The organism is Streptomyces sp. NPDC047886 (genome assembly GCF_043204435.1).
Classification (GTDB): domain Bacteria; phylum Actinomycetota; class Actinomycetes; order Streptomycetales; family Streptomycetaceae; genus Streptomyces.
In genome coordinates this window covers 399,501-416,596 of the sequence record NZ_JBIDCF010000002.1, presented here as the reverse complement: position 1 = coordinate 416,596, position 17,096 = coordinate 399,501, and the positions used below count along the sequence as shown (strand labels likewise).

At 69.9% G+C, this 17,096-nt stretch carries 18 protein-coding genes; all 18 read left to right on the top strand.

Features of this window, described 5'->3' with window-relative positions; genetic code table 11:
• The first annotated feature begins 232 nt into the window (after nt 1-232).
• The 18 genes from ACGF5U_RS07565 (at nt 233) to ACGF5U_RS07480 (ending at nt 17,094) form a co-directional block, all read left to right on the top strand.
• On the top strand, nt 233-1,324 hold the full coding sequence (locus ACGF5U_RS07565; protein WP_392711125.1) for an LCP family protein: 1,092 nt from the start codon (nt 233-235) through the stop codon (nt 1,322-1,324).
• A 192-nt stretch (nt 1,325-1,516) separates the two neighbouring features.
• A complete protein-coding gene (gene rpmE / locus ACGF5U_RS07560; RefSeq protein WP_149181220.1) occupies nt 1,517-1,741 on the top strand; it encodes a 50S ribosomal protein L31 in 225 nt (74 codons plus the stop codon).
• A 138-nt stretch (nt 1,742-1,879) separates the two neighbouring features.
• Nucleotides 1,880-2,956, top strand: coding sequence for a peptide chain release factor 1 (gene prfA, locus ACGF5U_RS07555; protein WP_392711122.1), 1,077 nt, complete (start codon nt 1,880-1,882; stop codon nt 2,954-2,956).
• Between the two features lie 89 nt (nt 2,957-3,045).
• A complete protein-coding gene (gene prmC / locus ACGF5U_RS07550) occupies nt 3,046-3,927 on the top strand; it encodes a peptide chain release factor N(5)-glutamine methyltransferase (RefSeq protein ID WP_392711121.1) in 882 nt (293 codons plus the stop codon).
• A 73-nt stretch (nt 3,928-4,000) separates the two neighbouring features.
• Nucleotides 4,001-4,648 (top strand): L-threonylcarbamoyladenylate synthase, encoded by a 648-nt coding sequence (locus tag ACGF5U_RS07545; RefSeq protein WP_392711119.1) that lies wholly within the window; start codon nt 4,001-4,003, stop codon nt 4,646-4,648.
• Nucleotides 4,645-5,280, top strand: a complete 636-nt coding sequence (locus ACGF5U_RS07540; RefSeq protein WP_392711117.1) for a protein-tyrosine-phosphatase — start codon at nt 4,645-4,647, stop codon at nt 5,278-5,280. The genes ACGF5U_RS07545 and ACGF5U_RS07540 overlap by 4 nt, the downstream gene beginning before the upstream one ends.
• Nucleotides 5,281-5,614: 334 nt before the next feature.
• Nucleotides 5,615-6,880, top strand: a complete 1,266-nt coding sequence (gene glyA / locus ACGF5U_RS07535; RefSeq protein WP_392711115.1) for a serine hydroxymethyltransferase — start codon at nt 5,615-5,617, stop codon at nt 6,878-6,880.
• A gap of 106 nt (nt 6,881-6,986) precedes the next feature.
• Nucleotides 6,987-8,327 (top strand): MraY family glycosyltransferase, encoded by a 1,341-nt coding sequence (locus tag ACGF5U_RS07530; RefSeq protein WP_392711113.1) that lies wholly within the window; start codon nt 6,987-6,989, stop codon nt 8,325-8,327.
• Nucleotides 8,328-8,622: 295 nt separating this feature from the next.
• Nucleotides 8,623-9,033, top strand: a complete 411-nt coding sequence (locus ACGF5U_RS07525) for a hypothetical protein (protein ID WP_392711111.1) — start codon at nt 8,623-8,625, stop codon at nt 9,031-9,033.
• A gap of 200 nt (nt 9,034-9,233) precedes the next feature.
• Entirely contained in the window at nt 9,234-10,064 is an 831-nt protein-coding gene (gene atpB / locus ACGF5U_RS07520; RefSeq protein ID WP_392711109.1) for a F0F1 ATP synthase subunit A, read from the top strand.
• An 82-nt stretch (nt 10,065-10,146) separates the two neighbouring features.
• On the top strand, nt 10,147-10,380 hold the full coding sequence (atpE, locus tag ACGF5U_RS07515) for an ATP synthase F0 subunit C (protein ID WP_031131076.1): 234 nt from the start codon (nt 10,147-10,149) through the stop codon (nt 10,378-10,380).
• A gap of 38 nt (nt 10,381-10,418) precedes the next feature.
• Nucleotides 10,419-10,964 (top strand): F0F1 ATP synthase subunit B, encoded by a 546-nt coding sequence (locus ACGF5U_RS07510; protein ID WP_392711106.1) that lies wholly within the window; start codon nt 10,419-10,421, stop codon nt 10,962-10,964.
• A complete protein-coding gene (locus ACGF5U_RS07505; RefSeq protein ID WP_392711104.1) occupies nt 10,961-11,776 on the top strand; it encodes a F0F1 ATP synthase subunit delta in 816 nt (271 codons plus the stop codon). The genes ACGF5U_RS07510 and ACGF5U_RS07505 overlap by 4 nt, the downstream gene beginning before the upstream one ends.
• A 121-nt stretch (nt 11,777-11,897) precedes the next feature.
• The gene (gene atpA / locus ACGF5U_RS07500) at nt 11,898-13,496 is read left to right on the top strand and encodes a F0F1 ATP synthase subunit alpha (protein WP_392711102.1); all 1,599 of its coding nucleotides are present in this window, start codon (nt 11,898-11,900) and stop codon (nt 13,494-13,496) included.
• Nucleotides 13,497-13,516: 20 nt separating this feature from the next.
• Nucleotides 13,517-14,434: a F0F1 ATP synthase subunit gamma gene (locus tag ACGF5U_RS07495; RefSeq protein ID WP_392711101.1), complete on the top strand. Its 918-nt coding sequence runs from the start codon at nt 13,517-13,519 to the stop codon at nt 14,432-14,434.
• Nucleotides 14,434-15,876 (top strand): F0F1 ATP synthase subunit beta, encoded by a 1,443-nt coding sequence (gene atpD, locus ACGF5U_RS07490; RefSeq protein WP_392711100.1) that lies wholly within the window; start codon nt 14,434-14,436, stop codon nt 15,874-15,876. Before ACGF5U_RS07495 ends, atpD begins: the two co-directional genes overlap by 1 nt.
• Before the next feature lie 269 nt (nt 15,877-16,145).
• Nucleotides 16,146-16,520 carry a F0F1 ATP synthase subunit epsilon gene (locus ACGF5U_RS07485; RefSeq protein WP_392711098.1) on the top strand — a complete coding sequence of 125 codons (375 nt, stop codon included), beginning with the start codon at nt 16,146-16,148 and terminating at the stop codon, nt 16,518-16,520.
• 127 nt (nt 16,521-16,647) lie between these two features.
• The gene (locus tag ACGF5U_RS07480) at nt 16,648-17,094 is read left to right on the top strand and encodes a DUF2550 domain-containing protein (protein ID WP_392711097.1); all 447 of its coding nucleotides are present in this window, start codon (nt 16,648-16,650) and stop codon (nt 17,092-17,094) included.
• Nucleotides 17,095-17,096 lie beyond the last annotated feature (2 nt).

Genomic DNA, 17,096 nt, shown 5'->3' with positions numbered 1-17,096 from the left:
GTGACCTGCGGCAGGACCGCTGTGCCCACCGTGCGCCGCACGGTGGGCACAGCGCGTTCCCGGCCGACTCCAGGCGCGTGCCCGGCTCGATCCCCGCTCGTTCTCCGACTCCCGTGCAACCCTTTGCCGCGCCTCGCCGTCTGACAAGTGTCGTGATCGTCGGACAACTGCCGACAAACCGTGCCTGCTCTCCATGGCCGGGGTAGCGGAACCAGCGAGAACCGAGGAGAACATGGCCGAGCAGGGCAGCAGCAGCCGAATACGCGGCACCGGACGCCGCCGCAAGGAGCCCGCGAAAGGGCGCAGAGCACTCACCGTGGCCGCCTGGTCGGCGGCCGGGCTGTTCCTCGTCGGCGGCGGCGGACTCGGGTACGGCTATCTGACCCTCAACGGCAACATCGACAGCGTCGACATCAACGCGCAGCTCGGCGACGACCGTCCGCTGAACGTCGACAACGGCTCCCTGGACATCCTGGTCCTGGGCTCCGACTCCCGCTCCGGCGCCAACGCCGCGTACGGCAGGGACGAGGGCGGCGCCCGCTCCGACACGGCGATGATCGTCCACGTCTACGAGGGCCACAAGAAGGCGAGCGTCGTCTCCGTCCCCCGCGACACCCTGATCGACCGCCCCGAGTGCGTCGACCGCTCAGGCGCCGCCGTCCCCGCCGAGCACCGGGCCATGTTCAACACGGCGTACGAGGTCGGCGGCCCGGCCTGCGCGGTGAAGACGGTCGAGGAGATGTCCGGCATCCGCATGGACCACTACATCGAGGTCGACTTCACCGGCTTCAAGAAGCTCATCGACGAACTCGGCGGCGTCACCGTCACCACCACCAGGGCGATCAGCGACCGCGGCAGCCACCTCGACCTGCCCGCCGGTACGCACACCCTCGGCGGTGAGGAGGCGCTCGGCCTCGTCCGCACCCGCAAGGGCGTCGGCGACGGCAGCGACCTCGGCCGAATACAGCTCCAGCAGGCGTTCATCAAGGCCTTCATCGACCAGGTGAAGAGCGTCGGCGTCTTCACCAGCCCGCAGAAGCTGTGGGGCCTCGCCGACACCGCCACCAAGGCGATCACGCCCGACTCCGAGCTCGACACCGTCAAGGAGCTCGCCGACTTCGCGGGCGGCCTGTCGAGCCTCGGCGCCGACGACGTCCACATGATCACGCTGCCGGTGCGGTACGACCCCGTCGACCCCAACCGGGTCGTGCCGCTCCCGGTCCAGTCGCAGCAGGTGTGGCAGGCGCTCAAGCTGGACCGGCCGATCCCCGCGTCCGCGACGAAGGACGCCGCCACGGGAGACGCGGCGGACGTCGTGAGATAGCCGCCGAGCCCGTACGGGACGGTGCGGTGCCGGAACGGCCCCGGGCCCCGTAGGGGACCGGGCGGAATAGATCCGGTACGACCCCGGTTTTGGGAGATACGGCCGGTCCTGGCAGACTGGTACGTCGGCCCCGGTTCACGCATCCGCATCCCGCGCGTGCGACCCGGCGCCCTCCCGAAACTAGGAGACACCTTGAAGCGCGACATCCACCCCGAGTACGTCGAGACGCAGGTCAGCTGCACCTGTGGCGCGTCGTTCACCACCCGCAGCACGATCGAGGCCGGCACCATCCGCGCCGAGGTCTGCTCCGAGTGCCACCCGTTCTACACGGGCAAGCAGAAGATCCTCGACACCGGTGGCCGTGTGGCCCGCTTCGAGGCCCGCTTCGGCAAGGCTGCCGGCTCCGCCAAGAAGTAGCGAGCCACTGCGCCGGTCTCCGGCCGCCCCGGTGTGGGGCGGCCGGGACCGGCGTTTTGGTCGCCGGGGTCCAGCCCCGACCGGTACCCGCCCGGTACTTCCGCAGCCCTTTCGCGTCACCCAACCCAGGAGCCCCCGATGTTCGAGGCGGTCGAGGAACTGGTCGGCGAGCACGCCGACCTCGAGAAGAAGCTCGCCGACCCTTCGGTCCACGCCGACCAGGCGAACGCCCGCAAGCTGAACAAGCGCTACGCGGAGCTGACCCCGATCGTCGCCACGTACCGCTCCTGGAAACAGACCGGCGACGACATCGAGACCGCGCGCGAGTTCGCCGCCGACGACCCGGACTTCATCGCCGAGGTCAAGGAGCTGGAGCAGCGCCGCGACGAGCTCACCGAGAAGCTGCGCCTGCTGCTCGTGCCCCGCGACCCCAGCGACGACAAGGACGTCATCCTGGAGATCAAGGCGGGCGCCGGCGGTGACGAGTCCGCGCTGTTCGCCGGTGACCTGCTGCGCATGTACCTGCGGTACGCCGAGCGCGTCGGCTGGAAGACCGAGATCATCGACGCCACCGAGTCCGAGCTCGGCGGCTACAAGGACGTCCAGGTCGCCGTGAAGACCAAGGGCGGCAACGGGGCCACCGAACCCGGCCAGGGCGTCTGGGCCCGGCTCAAGTACGAGGGCGGTGTGCACCGCGTGCAGCGCGTGCCCGCGACCGAGTCCCAGGGCCGTATCCACACCTCCGCCGCGGGCGTGCTCGTCACCCCGGAGGCCGAGGAGATCGACGTCGAGATCCACGCCAACGACCTGCGCGTCGACGTCTACCGGTCCTCGGGCCCCGGCGGTCAGTCCGTCAACACCACCGACTCCGCCGTACGCATCACCCATCTGCCCACCGGCATCGTCGCCTCCTGCCAGAACGAGAAGAGCCAGCTCCAGAACAAGGAGCAGGCGATGCGTATCCTGCGCTCCAGGCTGCTCGCCGCGGCGCAGGAGGAGGCGGAGAAGGAGGCCGCGGACGCCCGCCGCAGCCAGGTGCGTACCGTCGACCGGTCCGAGAAGATCCGGACGTACAACTTCCCGGAGAACCGGATTTCCGACCACCGCGTCGGGTTCAAGGCGTACAACCTTGACCAGGTGCTCGACGGCGAACTGGACGCGGTGATCCAGGCGTGCGTCGACGCCGACTCCGCGGCGAAGCTCGCCGCGGCGTAGCCGCCCGCCACGACCACCCGACGACACCGCCCGCCCCGCCCCGACCACCCGCCCGCCACCGACTCGCTCGCTCAGCCCGGAGGACCAGCGTGCAGCAACACTCCGGGGGACGACCCCCAGGCCCCCGCACACTGCTGCTTGCCGAGGTGGCCCAGGCCACCCAGCGGCTGGCCGACGCCGGCGTGCCGTCACCGCGCTTCGACGCGGAGGAGCTCGCCGCGTTCGTGCACGGCTGCAAGCGGGGCGAGCTGCACCTGGTGAAGGACGCGGACTTCGACGCCCGTTACTGGGAGGCCGTCGCCCGCCGCGAGGCCCGCGAGCCGCTCCAGCACATCACCGGGCGGGCGTTCTTCCGCTACCTGGAGCTCCAGGTCGGCCCCGGCGTGTTCGTGCCCCGCCCGGAGACCGAGTCGGTCGTCGGCTGGGCCATAGACGCCGTACGCGCCATGGACGTGGTCGAGCCGCTCATCGTGGACCTGTGCACCGGATCCGGCGCCATCGCCCTCGCCATGGCCCAGGAGGTGCCGCGCTCCCGCGTGCACGCCGTGGAGCTGTCCGACGACGCCCTGGTGTGGGCGCGGAAGAACGCCGAGGGGTCGAGGGTCACCGTCCACCAGGGCGACGCCCTGACCGCGCTCCCCGAGCTCGACGGCCAGGTCGACCTGGTCATCTCCAATCCGCCGTACATCCCGCTCACCGAGTGGGAGTACGTCGCCCCCGAGGCCCGCGACCACGACCCCGAGATGGCGCTGTTCTCCGGTGAGGACGGCCTCGACACCATCCGGGGCATCGAGCGCACCGCGCACCGGCTGCTGCGGCCCGGCGGGCTCGTCGTCGTGGAGCACGCCGACACCCAGGGCGGCCAGGTCCCGTGGATCTTCAGCGAGGAGTCCGGCTGGACCGACGCCGCCGACCACCCCGACCTGAACAACCGCCCCCGGTTCGCCACCGCGCGCAAGGCGACGCCATGACGGGGAACCGGGCCACGACGCCCGGCGCGACGAACACCGAAGAGCTGTACGCCTACGAGGAGGCTGGCGAGTAATGGCACGGCGATACGACTGCAACGACGCGACCGACCGCACGACCGGCCTCCGCGAAGCCGCGTCCGCCGTCCGCCGCGGCGAGCTCGTCGTGCTGCCCACCGACACCGTGTACGGGATCGGTGCGGACGCCTTCAGCGCGGAAGCCGTCGCCGACCTGCTGGAGGCGAAGGGGCGCGGCCGCAACATGCCCACCCCCGTCCTCATCGGCTCGCCGAACACCCTGCACGGCCTCGTCACGGACTTCTCCGAGCAGGCGTGGGAACTCGTCGACGCCTTCTGGCCGGGCGCGCTGACCCTGGTCGCCAAGCACCAGCCGTCGCTGCAGTGGGACCTGGGCGACACCCGGGGGACCGTCGCGATCCGGATGCCGCTGCACCCCGTCGCCATCGAGCTGCTGACGGAGGTCGGGCCCATGGCGGTCTCCTCCGCCAACCTGACCGGCCACCCGTCGCCGGAGGACTGCGACGCCGCGCAGGGCATGCTCGGCGACTCCGTCTCCGTCTACCTCGACGGCGGCCCGACGCCCGGCATCGTCCCGTCGTCCATCGTGGACGTCACGGCACCCGTCCCGGTCCTGCTGCGCGCGGGCGCGGTGTCCGCCGAGGAGCTCCGCAAGGTCGTACCTGACCTCGAGGTGGCCAATTGACCGCCCCTGAGGGGCGTGGCATAGGCACGGAGAGCACGTTCCGGATCCTCCACGTCAGCACCGGCAACGTCTGCCGCTCGCCGATCACCGAGCGGCTGACCCGCCATGCCCTGCGCGACCGCCTCGGTGACCCCCTGGGCGGCCTGATCGTGGAGAGCGCCGGCACCTGGGGCCACGAGGGAGCCCCCATGGAGGCCAACGCCGAGACGGTCCTCGCCGACTTCGGCGCGGACGCGACGGGATTCGTCGGCCGCGAGCTCCTCGACGAGCACGTGATCCGCGCGGACCTGGTCCTCACGGCCACCCGCGACCACCGGGCGCAGGTCATCTCGATGGGCCACAGCGCGGGGCTGCGCACCTTCACGCTGAAGGAGTTCACCCGTCTGGTTCGCGCCATAGACCCCGCGACCCTCCCGGACGCGGAGGTCCACGGTGTCGTGGTCCGCGCCCGCGCCCTGGTCCACGCGGCGGCCGCCCTGCGCGGCTGGCTGCTGGCGCCCAGCGCGGAGGCGGACGAGGTGAACGACCCGTACGGGGCGCCGATCACCTTCTTCCGCTCCATCGGCGACGAGATCCAGCAGGCGCTGGACCCGGTGGTCACGGCGCTGACGGGCGTCTCGGCACGGCGCTGACGGCCGCGTGCGGGCGTGGACGGGTTTTCCGTGTGCGCGGGCAGGGGTCGGCGGACGGAGTCCGGCGCAGCGGTCCCGATGCCCGGGAGGCCCCTGGGGCCGAGCGGTGCGAGGGGTGCGTCGGGGGTGGGGCTCCAGCAGGCGCTGGACCCGGTGGTCACGGCGCTGACGGGGGTCTCGGCACGTCGCTGACGGCCCCCTTCGGCGTGGGCGGGGGTTGAGGGGCCCCGGGGGCTCAGGGGGCTGCTGGGGCGCGGTGGGGGGCGTCCGCGCGCCGTGCGGGGCGTCCGGGCCTACATTGGGGGACGGGGCCCGTTCTCGCCTGGAGCCACAGATGCCGGTCACCGCTGGAATCGCCGACCTGACGGCGCACGCGTACGGGGCGGACGCCGACGCCCTGCGACGGCAGGATCCCCAAATCGCCGACGTACTGGACGGGGAGGTGCGGCGACAGGGAGACAGCCTCCAGCTGATCGCCGCCGAGAACTTCATGTCGCCGGCCGTGCTGGCCGCGCTCGGGTCGCGCCTCGCGAACAAGTACGCCGAGGGGTACCCGGGCGCCCGGTACCACGGGGGCTGCGAGTTCGTGGACGCCGCCGAGCGGCTCGCCGTGGAGCGGGCTCGTACGCTGTTCGGCGCCGAGCACGCCAACGTACAGCCGCACTCGGGGTCATCCGCCGTCCTCGCGGCGTACGCGGCGCTGCTGCGGCCGGGGGACACGGTCCTGGCCATGGGCCTCGCGCACGGCGGGCACCTGACGCACGGGTCGCCGGTCAACTTCTCGGGGCGCTGGTTCGACTTCGTCCCGTACGGCGTCGACGCGGAGACCGGGCTCATCGACTACGAGCAGGTGCGCTCCCTGGCGCACCAGCACCGGCCCAAGGCGATCGTCTGCGGCTCGATCTCATACCCGCGCCACATCGACTACGCCGCGTTCCGGGAGATCGCCGACGAGGTCGGCGCCTGTCTGGTCGCCGACGCCGCGCACCCGGCGGGGCTGATCGCCGGCGGCGCGGCGCCCAACCCCGTCCCCTACGCGGACGTGGTGTGCGCGACCACGCACAAGGTGCTGCGCGGCCCGCGCGGCGGCATGGTGCTGTGCGGCGCCGAGCTGGCCGAGCGCGTCGACCGGGCGGTGTTCCCGTTCACGCAGGGCGGCGCCCAGATGCACACGGTCGCGGCGAAGGCGGTGGCCTTCGGGGAGGCGGCGACGCCCGCGTTCGCGGCGTACGCCCATCAGGTGGTCGTCAACGCCCGGACGCTCGCGGACGCCCTCGCGGACCAGGGGTTCACGATCACGACGGGCGGTACGGACACGCACCTGGTCAACGCCGACCCCGGTCCGCTCGGGGTCGACGGGCGCACCGCCAGGGCGCGCCTCGCGGCCGCCGGCATCGTCGTGGACACCTGCGCCCTCCCGTACGGCGACGGGCGCGGCATCCGGTTCGGTACGGCCGCCGTGACGACGCAGGGCATGGACCGGCCGGAGATGGCCGGGATCGCCCAGCTGTTCACGGCGGCGCTCGGCACGGCGGACAGCGGCGCGGTACGCGCCGAGGTGCGTGAACTGGCCGAGCGATTTCCACCGTATCGGGCGTAGAAAGCCCCTCGTGCAACCGTCCGCCGCCCCCGGGTGTCCTCCACCACATGGGTGGCGGCACTAGGGTGTGGGGCTGAGATGGCCAGCGATTCCTGTGGGGCAGCCCGTGCGTGATTACCTGCTGACGCTCTGTATCACGGCCGCGGTGACCTATCTGCTCACCGGGCCGGTACGGAAGTTCGCCATCGCGGTCGGCGCGATGCCGGAGATCCGCGCCCGCGACGTACACCGAGAACCGACACCCCGGCTCGGTGGCATCGCCATGTTCTTCGGGCTGTGCGCGGGGCTGCTCGTCGCGGACCACCTGCCGAACCTCAACAGCGTCTACGAGTTCTCGAACGAGCCGCGCGCCCTGCTGTCCGGTGCGGCGCTGATCTGGCTGATCGGCGTCCTGGACGACAAGTTCGAGATCGACGCCCTCATCAAGCTCGGCGGCCAGATGATCGCCGCGGGCGTGATGGTCATGCAGGGTCTGACGATCCTGTGGCTGCCCATCCCCGGTGTCGGCACGGTCGCGCTCACGCAGTGGCAGGGCACGCTCCTGACCGTCGCCCTGGTCGTCCTCACCATCAACGCGGTGAACTTCGTGGACGGTCTCGACGGCCTCGCCGCCGGCATGGTCTGCATCGCCGCGATGGCGTTCTTCCTGTACGCCTACCGGCTCTGGTTCGGCTACACCATCGAGGCCGCCGCCCCCGCGACGCTCTTCGCCGCCGTCCTGATGGGCATGTGCCTGGGCTTCCTGCCGCACAACATGCACCCGGCGCGGATCTTCATGGGCGACTCGGGGTCGATGCTGATCGGCCTGGTGCTGGCCGCGTCGGCGATCTCCATCACCGGCCAGGTCGACCCGGACGTGCTGAAGCTCTTCGAGGGCTCGACCCGCCAGGCCACGCACGCGGCGCTGCCGGTCTTCATCCCCCTGCTGCTGCCGCTGACCATCATCGCGATCCCGATGGCCGACCTGGTGCTGGCGATCGTGCGGCGCACCTGGAACGGCCAGTCGCCGTTCGCGGCGGACCGGGGCCATCTGCACCACCGGCTCCTGGAGATCGGCCACTCGCACAGCAGGGCCGTGCTGATCATGTACTTCTGGTCGGCGCTGATCGCCTTCGGCACGCTGACGTACTCGGTGCACTCGGCGTCCATGTGGATCGTGCTGCCCATCGTCGCGCTGAGCGCGGTCGGGCTGGTGCTCCTGCTGCTGCCGAGGTTCACGCCGCGCGCCCCGCGCTGGGCCGAGTCGTTCGTGCCGCCGCGCTACCGCCGCCGCAAGCCCGCCGTCGCGGACGCGGCGGGGACGGCGGCTCCGGGGGCCGCGGCCGCCATGGTCGACCCGCACGCGCCGGAGGGGCGCGCGCCGGTGCCGGCCGGGGTCAACGGCGCGACGGCGATCGGGGGGCGCGCCTACGCCCCCGACCGGAGGAAGGCCGGAACGCGCGGTTGACGAACGCCGCAACGACGCTCATTACCAGACAAAGTCACCGTGAGTCCATGCACACACGCGCGGGGTCACTCTCATGTGTGAGAGTCAGCACACCTTTGGGTAAAGACCTCGCCAAATAGTTTGTGATACGGTTCACGAGACCCGGCTTCAGAGCCGAAGGGCCGTAGAGCGACGGTCTGTTGGCCCCGAGACCTGCCTCGGACCGGGCTTACGCTCGTCCATGACGACACCACTGCCCCCACCAGTAAGCGGAGATGCCGCCATGCCTTCCAGTGCCCCGCGCGCTCTTCTTCCCATGCTCGTGCCCACCGCGGTCGTCGGCGTGGTCGCCATCGCGATCAGTGCCGTCGCGGCGGGGACCGACGGCGGGTTGGGGTCGCTGCTCGGCGTACTGGTGGTGCTGCTCTTCATGGGGCTCGGCCAGCTGGCGCTGCAGTACGTGGGCACGGCGATGCCTCAGCTCTTCCAGGGCATGGCGCTCATGATCTACTCCGTTCAGCTCGTCCTCCTGCTCGGCTTCGTCATGGCCGTGCGCGACACCACGAGCTTCGATCTCCAGGCCTTCGCGCTCACCCTCGTGGCTGCCACCATCGTGTGGATCGCGGCCCAGGCCAGGGCCCATGCGAAGTCCAGGACCCCCTACGTCGTGCCGGCCGCGGGTGTCGAGCGTCAGGCGCAGGGCATGGGAGTGTCGGATGAGAAGTAGGGGCGGTATAAGGGCCCGTTCGAAGGGCTGCTATCGTCCGGTTTCAACTGCGGCACTGCGGGCGCGGGCACCAGAGCTGACGCCGCCCCGATCGCGAGGCTCCAGGCCTGCCCGCCGCCATCACACCTGTAAGACCAGTCCGGTGCCGAACTGCGGCTGCCTGCCGCTCCGACACAACGAGGTTGTCGTATCCATGCGCCATGCAGAAGGAGCTCTTGGTGACTGCTGACGCCCAGACGCTCGCTTTCGAGGTTGACTGCCATCTGTTCCAGGGCTGTGGTTTCCCGGCCCCCTCGGTGTGGTCGTTCATCTTCGATCCGATCGCCAAGATCGGCCCCGTCGAGTTCAACAAGCCGATGCTGCTGGCGATCATCGGTACCTTCGCGATCCTGGGCTTCTTCTGGGCCGGCTTCGCCAAGGCCAAGGTCGTGCCCGGCAAGCTCCAGATGGTCGCCGAGGCCCTGTACGACTTCGTGCACCGCAGCGTGGCCCGCGAGGTCATCGGCAAGAAGGGCGAGCCGTTCGTACCGCTGCTCGTGTCGCTCTTCTTCTTCGTGTGGATGCTGAACCTCTGGGCGCTGATCCCGCTCGCCCAGTTCCCGGTCAGCTCCGTCATCGCCTACCCGGTCGGCCTGGCGCTGCTCGTGTGGGTCACCTACATGACGGTCACCTTCCGGACCAACGGCTTCGTCGGCGGCATCCGCAACCTGTGCGTACCGAGCGGCCTTCCCAAGCCGATCTACGTTCTGCTGACTCCGCTGGAATTCGTCTCCAACGTCTTCGTACGCCCCTTCACGCTGGCCGTCCGACTCTTCGCGAACATGTTCGCCGGCCACATCCTGATCCTGATCTTCACGATCGCCACGTGGTACATGCTCGGAACGGTGCTCGGCACCGTCTACGCCTCGGCGTCCTTCGTGATGACGCTCGTGCTGACGGTCTTCGAGCTCTTCATCCAGGCCCTGCAGGCGTACGTCTTCACCGTGCTGACCGCCACGTACCTGTCCCAGGCGCTCGAAGAAGCGCACTGAGACCACACGCCACACCCGGCTCACCCATAGACGTCCGGTGGACGCACCCTCCACCGGCCCACCAAGAGAAGGAACCACGGACATGTCTGCTCTCGAGACCCTCGCGGCCGTCAACGGCAACGTCGGCACCATCGGTTACGGCCTCGCCGCGATCGGCCCGGGTATCGGTATCGGCATCATCTTCGGTAACGGTGTGCAGGCCATCGCCCGCCAGCCCGAGGCCGCCGGCCTCATCCGCCAGAACATGCTCCTCGGCTTCGCCGTCGTCGAGGCCCTGGCGCTCATCGGCTTCGTCGTTCCGTTCATCGTCAAGTAACGGTCCGTTCGTAGCCGTATCCGACGGAAAGGTCCACCATGTTGCATCTGGCAGCTGAAGAGCCGCAGATGCCGCTGCTCCCGGTCTGGCCCGAGATCATCATCGGCCTGATCGCCTTCGGCATCGTCTTCTTCGTCTTCGCCAAAAAGCTCCTTCCGACCATCAACAAGGTCCTTGAGGAGCGCCGCGAGGCCATCGAGGGCGGCATGGAGAAGGCCGAGGCGGCTCAGATCGAGGCCGCGAGCGTGCTGGAGCAGTACAAGGCCCAGCTCGCCGAGGCTCGCCACGAGGCCGCACGCCTGCGCCAGGAGGCTCAGGAGCAGGGCGCCGCGATCATCCAGGAGATGAGGGCGGAGGGCCAGCGTCAGCGCGAGGAGATCGTCGCGGCCGGCCACGCCCAGATCGAGGCCGACCGCAAGGCGGCCGCCGGTGCGCTGCGTCAGGACGTGGGCACGCTCGCCACGACCCTGGCCGGCAAGCTGGTCGGCGAGTCCCTCGAGGACCACGCCCGCCAGAGCCGCACCATCGACCGGTTCCTCGACGAGCTCGAGGAGAAGGCCGAGTCGACTGGGGCTGCCCGATGAACGGAGCGAGCCGCGAGGCACTGGCTGCCGCACGTGAGCGTCTCGACGCGCTGACCGACAACACGTCGGTCGACGCGGCGGAGCTCGCCGCGGAGCTGGCCGCCGTCACCGCTCTGCTCGACCGTGAGGTGTCGCTGCGTCGGGTCCTGACCGACCCGGCGCAGGCCGGCGAGGCCAAGGCCGAGCTGGCCGGGCGGCTGCTGAGCGGTCAGGTGGGCGGCGTGACCGTCGACCTGGTCTCCGGCATGGTGCGGTCCCGCTGGTCCAGCTCTCGCGACCTGGTGGACGCGGTCGAGGAACTGGCCGACATCGCCGATCTCACCGCGGCCCAGCGGGCCGGTGCGCTCGACGACGTGGAGGACGAGCTGTTCCGGTTCGGCCGGATCGCCTTCTCCAGTCCCGAGCTGCGCGCGGCACTGACCGACAAGGCCGCCCCGGCGTCCGCCAAGGGCGAGCTGCTGCGCAGCCTGCTCGGCGGCAAGGCCAACCCGGCCACCGAGCAGCTCATCGTCCGCCTTGTGACCCAGCCGCGGGGACGTAGCCTGGAAGCGGGACTCGAGTCCCTCTCCAAGCTGGCCGCTGCGCGCCGGGACCGGGTGGTCGCGGTCGTCACCTCGGCGGTGCCGCTCACCGACCAGCAGAAGCAGCGCCTCGGCGCGGTGCTGGCGAAGCTGTACGGCCGCCAGATGCACCTGAACCTGGACGTGGACCCGACGGTCCTCGGCGGGATCTCGGTGCGGGTCGGCGACGAGGTCGTCAACGGCACCATCGCGGCCCGCCTCGAAGAGGCGTCGCGGCGGCTGGCCGGCTGACCAGCCACCAACTCAACAAGCATTGCTAGCGGCCCGGTTGGGCCGTGCAGAGGATTCCTGGGGGTCGAACCCCAGACCCCCAAAGAAACTTCGGGCCCAACAAGGAGAGCAGGGAACCCAGATGGCGGAGCTCACGATCCGGCCGGAGGAGATCCGGGACGCGCTGGAGAACTTTGTCCAGTCGTACAAGCCGGACGCGGCCTCGCGCGAGGAGGTCGGTACGGTCAGCCTGGCCGGCGACGGCATCGCGAAGGTCGAGGGTCTTCCCTCGACCATGGCGAACGAGCTGCTGAAGTTCGAGGACGGCACCCTCGGCCTCGCCCTCAACCTCGAGGAGCGCGAGATCGGTGCCATTGTCCTCGGTGAGTTCAGCGGCATCGAGGAGGGCCAGCCGGTCACCCGCACCGGCGAGGTCCTGTCCGTCGCCGTCGGCGAGGGCTACCTGGGCCGGGTCGTCGACCCGCTCGGCAACCCGATCGACGGCCTCGGCGAGATCGAGACCAGCGGTCGCCGCGCCCTTGAGCTGCAGGCCCCCACGGTCATGCAGCGCAAGTCGGTGCACGAGCCGATGGAGACCGGCTACAAGGCCGTCGACGCGATGACCCCGATCGGCCGTGGCCAGCGTCAGCTGATCATCGGCGACCGTCAGACCGGCAAGACCGCTCTGGCCGTCGACACGATCATCAACCAGCGCGACAACTGGCGCTCGGGCGACCCGAAGAAGCAGGTCCGCTGCATCTACGTCGCCATCGGCCAGAAGGGCTCCACCATCGCGTCCGTGCGCGGCGCGCTGGAGGAGGCCGGTGCCCTGGAGTACACGACCATCGTCGCCGCCCCGGCGTCCGACCCGGCCGGCTTCAAGTACCTGGCGCCCTACACCGGCTCCGCCATCGGTCAGCAGTGGATGTACGAGGGCAAGCACGTCCTCATCGTCTTCGACGACCTGTCCAAGCAGGCCGACGCCTACCGCGCCGTGTCCCTGCTGCTGCGCCGCCCGCCGGGCCGTGAGGCCTACCCGGGTGACGTCTTCTACCTGCACTCCCGCCTGCTGGAGCGCTGCGCCAAGCTCTCCGACGAGATGGGCGCCGGCTCGATGACCGGTCTGCCGATCGTCGAGACCAAGGCCAACGACGTGTCGGCGTTCATCCCGACCAACGTCATCTCCATCACCGACGGCCAGTGCTTCCTGGAGTCCGACCTGTTCAACGCCGGCCAGCGTCCGGCCCTGAACGTCGGTATCTCGGTCTCCCGTGTCGGTGGCTCCGCCCAGCACAAGGCCATGAAGCAGGTCTCCGGCCGCCTCCGCGTGGACCTCGCCCAGTTCCGTGAGCTGGAGGCGTTCGCCGCCTTCGGTTCCGACCTGGACGCCGCGTCGAAGTCCGCCCTGGAGCGTGGCAAGCGCATGGTCGAGCTGCTGAAGCAGCCGCAGTACCAGCCGATGTCCACCGAGAACCAGGTCGTCTCCGTCTGGGCCGGCACCACCGGCAAGATGGACGACGTCCCGGTCCAGGACATCCGCCGCTTCGAGCGGGAGCTGCTGGACTACCTGCACCGTGACCACAAGTCGCTCATGACGTCGATCCGCGAGGGCGGCAAGATGTCGGACGACACGCTCACCAAGGTCGCCGACTGCATCGCCGACTTCAAGAAGCAGTTCGAGACCTTCGACGGCAAGCTCCTGGGCGAGGACGCTCCGGCGGCCGCCGACGTCTCGAAGTGACGACGGAAGGGACCTGACTCATGGGAGCGCAGCTCCGGGTCTACAAGCGTCGCATCCGGTCCGTCACCGCGACGAAGAAGATCACCAAGGCGATGGAGATGATCGCCGCCTCGCGCATCGTCAAGGCGCAGCGCAAGGTGGCGGCGTCCACGCCGTACGCGACCGAGCTCACCCGCGCGGTCACGGCGGTGGCGACCGGATCGAACACCAACCACCCGCTGACCACGGAGGCGGAGACGCCGACCCGTGCCGCGGTGCTGCTCATCACGAGCGACCGCGGTCTGGCCGGTGGCTACTCCTCCAACGCCATCAAGCAGGCCGACCGGCTCACCGAGCGGCTTCGCGGCGAGGGCAAGGAGGTCGACACCTACATCGTCGGCCGCAAGGGTGTCGCCTACTACGGCTTCCGCGAGCGCAAGGTCGCGGAGTCGTGGACCGGCTTCACCGACAGCCCGAGCTACGCGGACGCCAAGATGGTCGCCGCGCCGCTCATCGCGGCCGTCCAGCAGGACACCGCTGAGGGTGGCGTCGACGAGCTGCACATCGTCTTCACGGAATTCGTGTCGATGATGACGCAGATGCCGGTGGACAACCGGATGCTGCCGCTCAGCATTGAGAAGGCTGCCGAAGAGACGGGCACGAAGGGCGAGATCCTTCCGCTGTTCGACTTCGAGCCGTCGGCGGAGGACGTCCTCGACGCCCTGCTGCCCCGGTACGTCGAGAGCCGGGTCTACAACGCCCTGCTGCAGGCCGCCGCCTCCGAGCACGCGGCCCGTCGCCGGGCGATGAAGTCGGCGACCGACAACGCGGGCGAGCTGATCAACTCGCTCTCGCGCCTTGCCAACGCGGCCCGCCAGGCCGAAATCACCCAGGAAATCAGCGAGATCGTCGGTGGCGCCAGCGCCCTGGCCGACGCGACCGCGGGGAGTGACAAGTAATGACGACCACTGTTGAGACGGCCGCCGCCACGGGCCGCGTCGCCCGGGTCATCGGCCCGGTCGTCGACGTGGAGTTCCCCGTCGACGCGATGCCGGAGATCTACAACGCGCTGACGGTCCAGGTCGACGACCCGGCCGAGGACGGCAAGAGGAAGACGCTGACGCTCGAGGTCGCCCAGCACCTCGGTGACGGCATCATCCGTGCCATCTCCATGCAGCCGACCGACGGTCTGGTCCGCCAGGCCCCGGTGACCGACACGGGCGTGGGCATCAGCGTCCCGGTCGGCGACTTCACCAAGGGCAAGGTGTTCAACACCCTCGGTGAGGTGCTGAACCTGCCGGAGGAGAACGCCAACGTCACCGAGCGCTGGCCGATCCACCGCAAGGCCCCCGCCTTCGACCAGCTCGAGTCCAAGACCGAGATGTTCGAGACCGGCCTGAAGGTCGTCGACCTTCTCACCCCGTACGTCAAGGGTGGAAAGATCGGTCTGTTCGGTGGTGCCGGTGTCGGCAAGACCGTGCTGATCCAGGAAATGATCATGCGTGTCGCCAACCTCCACGAGGGCGTCTCCGTCTTCGCGGGCGTCGGCGAGCGCACCCGTGAGGGCAACGACCTCATCGCGGAGATGGAAGAGTCCGGCGTTCTGGACAAGACCGCGCTGGTCTTCGGCCAGATGGACGAGCCCCCGGGCACCCGTCTGCGCGTCGCCCTGGCCGGTCTGACCATGGCGGAGTACTTCCGCGATGTGCAGAAGCAGGACGTGCTCTTCTTCATCGACAACATCTTCCGGTTCACCCAGGCCGGTTCCGAGGTGTCCACCCTGCTCGGCCGCATGCCGTCCGCGGTGGGTTACCAGCCGAACCTGGCGGACGAGATGGGTCTCCTCCAGGAGCGCATCACCTCGACGCGCGGTCACTCGATCACCTCGATGCAGGCGATCTACGTCCCCGCGGACGACCTGACCGACCCGGCGCCGGCCACCACCTTCGCCCACCTCGACGCGACGACGGTTCTCTCCCGTCCGATCTCCGAGAAGGGCATCTACCCGGCCGTGGACCCGCTGGACTCCACGTCCCGGATCCTGGACCCGCGCTACATCGCGCAGGACCACTACGACGCCGCCATGCGCGTCAAGGGCATCCTGCAGAAGTACAAGGACCTCCAGGACATCATCGCGATCCTCGGCATCGACGAGCTGGGCGAGGAGGACAAGCTCGTTGTCCACCGCGCCCGTCGCGTCGAGCGCTTCCTGTCCCAGAACACCCACGCGGCGAAGCAGTTCACCGGCGTGGACGGTTCGGACGTTCCGCTCGACGAGTCGATCGCCGCGTTCAACGCGATCTGCGACGGTGAGTACGACCACTTCCCCGAGCAGGCCTTCTTCATGTGCGGTGGTCTCGAGGACCTCAAGAAGAACGCCAAGGAGCTCGGCGTCTCCTGAGCCCCTCCTGGGACTCTCCCGGGGGGCGACCCCCGGACCCCCGGTGCACGACCGGGGCCCGGCCGCGAGGCCGGGTCCCGGTCGCCCGGACCCCCGGCAGGGGTGGGTCCTGACGCTCCAGCGTCCTGACCCCTACGCAGTGTTTTCCCGGGGGGCGACCCCCGGACCCCCGGCAGGGGTGGGTCCTGACGCTCCAGCGTCCTGACCCCTACTAGACTTATGACCCAACACCCGGCGAAACCGTCGGGTGGTGACCCGAGGAGCCACCCTTGGCTGCTGAGCTGCACGTCGAGCTGGTCGCCGCGGACCGGAATGTCTGGTCCGGCGAGGCCACCCTGGTCATCGCGCGCACCACCTCCGGCGACATCGGCGTCATGCCCGGCCACCAGCCGCTGCTCGGTGTGCTGGAGTCGGGCCCGGTGACGATCCGTACGAGCGACGGCGGGACGGTTGTCGCCGCGGTGCACGGCGGTTTCATCTCGTTCGCCGACAACAAGCTGTCGCTGCTCGCGGAGATCGCCGAGCTGTCGGACGAGATCAACACCGAGCGTGCCCAGCGTGCGCTGGACCGCGCGAAGGCGGAGTCGGACGCGGCCGCCGAACGGCGCGCCGAGGTGCGGCTGCGCGCGGTAGCGGTGCGCTGACGCGCCGCACCGCAACAGTTGTGCCCTCAGCCGCGGCTCGGGCTGGATTCTCCAGACCGGGTCGCGGCTGAGGCGATGCGGGTGCAGGTTGGAACCGGAACGGGACGATGCGAGGAGGTCGGTGGAGATGTTCCTCGCTCTGCTTGTGAGCGCCGTGGTCGTCGCACTGGTGGTGATCGGGCTCTTCGTGTTCGGGCTGCGCCGGCGGTTGATCCAGCGCTCGGGCGGCACCTTCGACTGCAGCCTGCGCTGGAACGTACCGGAGGACGGGGATGTCTCCGGTAAGGGCTGGGTGTACGGAGTCGCCCGCTACAGCGGTGACAGGATCGCCTGGTTCCGGGTCTTCTCGTACGCGCCGAGGCCGCGCCGTGTCCTGGAGCGCTCCGCCATCGAGGTGCTGGCGCGCCGGATGCCGGAGGGCGAGGAGGAGCTCGCGCTGCTGTCGGACGCGGTGGTCCTCGGCTGTCTGCACCGGGGTACGCGTCTGGAGCTGGCGATGAGCGAGGACGCGCTCACCGGCTTCCTCGCCTGGCTGGAAGCGGCTCCTCCCGGCCAGCGAGTCAATGTGGCCTGACC

What these genes read in the sequence shown, in the direction of transcription:
- ACGF5U_RS07480 (WP_392711097.1), top strand. Translation starts at nt 16,648, where the DNA reads ATGTTCCTCGCTCTGCTTGTGAGCGCCGTGGTCGTCGCACTGGTGGTG.
- ACGF5U_RS07510 (WP_392711106.1), top strand. Translation starts at nt 10,419, where the DNA reads ATGTTGCATCTGGCAGCTGAAGAGCCGCAGATGCCGCTGCTCCCGGTC.
- prfA (WP_392711122.1), top strand. Translation starts at nt 1,880, where the DNA reads ATGTTCGAGGCGGTCGAGGAACTGGTCGGCGAGCACGCCGACCTCGAG.
- glyA (WP_392711115.1), top strand. Translation starts at nt 5,615, where the DNA reads ATGCCGGTCACCGCTGGAATCGCCGACCTGACGGCGCACGCGTACGGG.
- ACGF5U_RS07545 (WP_392711119.1), top strand. Translation starts at nt 4,001, where the DNA reads ATGGCACGGCGATACGACTGCAACGACGCGACCGACCGCACGACCGGC.
- atpD (WP_392711100.1), top strand. Translation starts at nt 14,434, where the DNA reads ATGACGACCACTGTTGAGACGGCCGCCGCCACGGGCCGCGTCGCCCGG.
- ACGF5U_RS07495 (WP_392711101.1), top strand. Translation starts at nt 13,517, where the DNA reads ATGGGAGCGCAGCTCCGGGTCTACAAGCGTCGCATCCGGTCCGTCACC.
- ACGF5U_RS07505 (WP_392711104.1), top strand. Translation starts at nt 10,961, where the DNA reads ATGAACGGAGCGAGCCGCGAGGCACTGGCTGCCGCACGTGAGCGTCTC.
- ACGF5U_RS07525 (WP_392711111.1), top strand. Translation starts at nt 8,623, where the DNA reads ATGCTCGTGCCCACCGCGGTCGTCGGCGTGGTCGCCATCGCGATCAGT.
- atpB (WP_392711109.1), top strand. Translation starts at nt 9,234, where the DNA reads ATGCAGAAGGAGCTCTTGGTGACTGCTGACGCCCAGACGCTCGCTTTC.
- atpA (WP_392711102.1), top strand. Translation starts at nt 11,898, where the DNA reads ATGGCGGAGCTCACGATCCGGCCGGAGGAGATCCGGGACGCGCTGGAG.
- ACGF5U_RS07565 (WP_392711125.1), top strand. Translation starts at nt 233, where the DNA reads ATGGCCGAGCAGGGCAGCAGCAGCCGAATACGCGGCACCGGACGCCGC.
- atpE (WP_031131076.1), top strand. Translation starts at nt 10,147, where the DNA reads ATGTCTGCTCTCGAGACCCTCGCGGCCGTCAACGGCAACGTCGGCACC.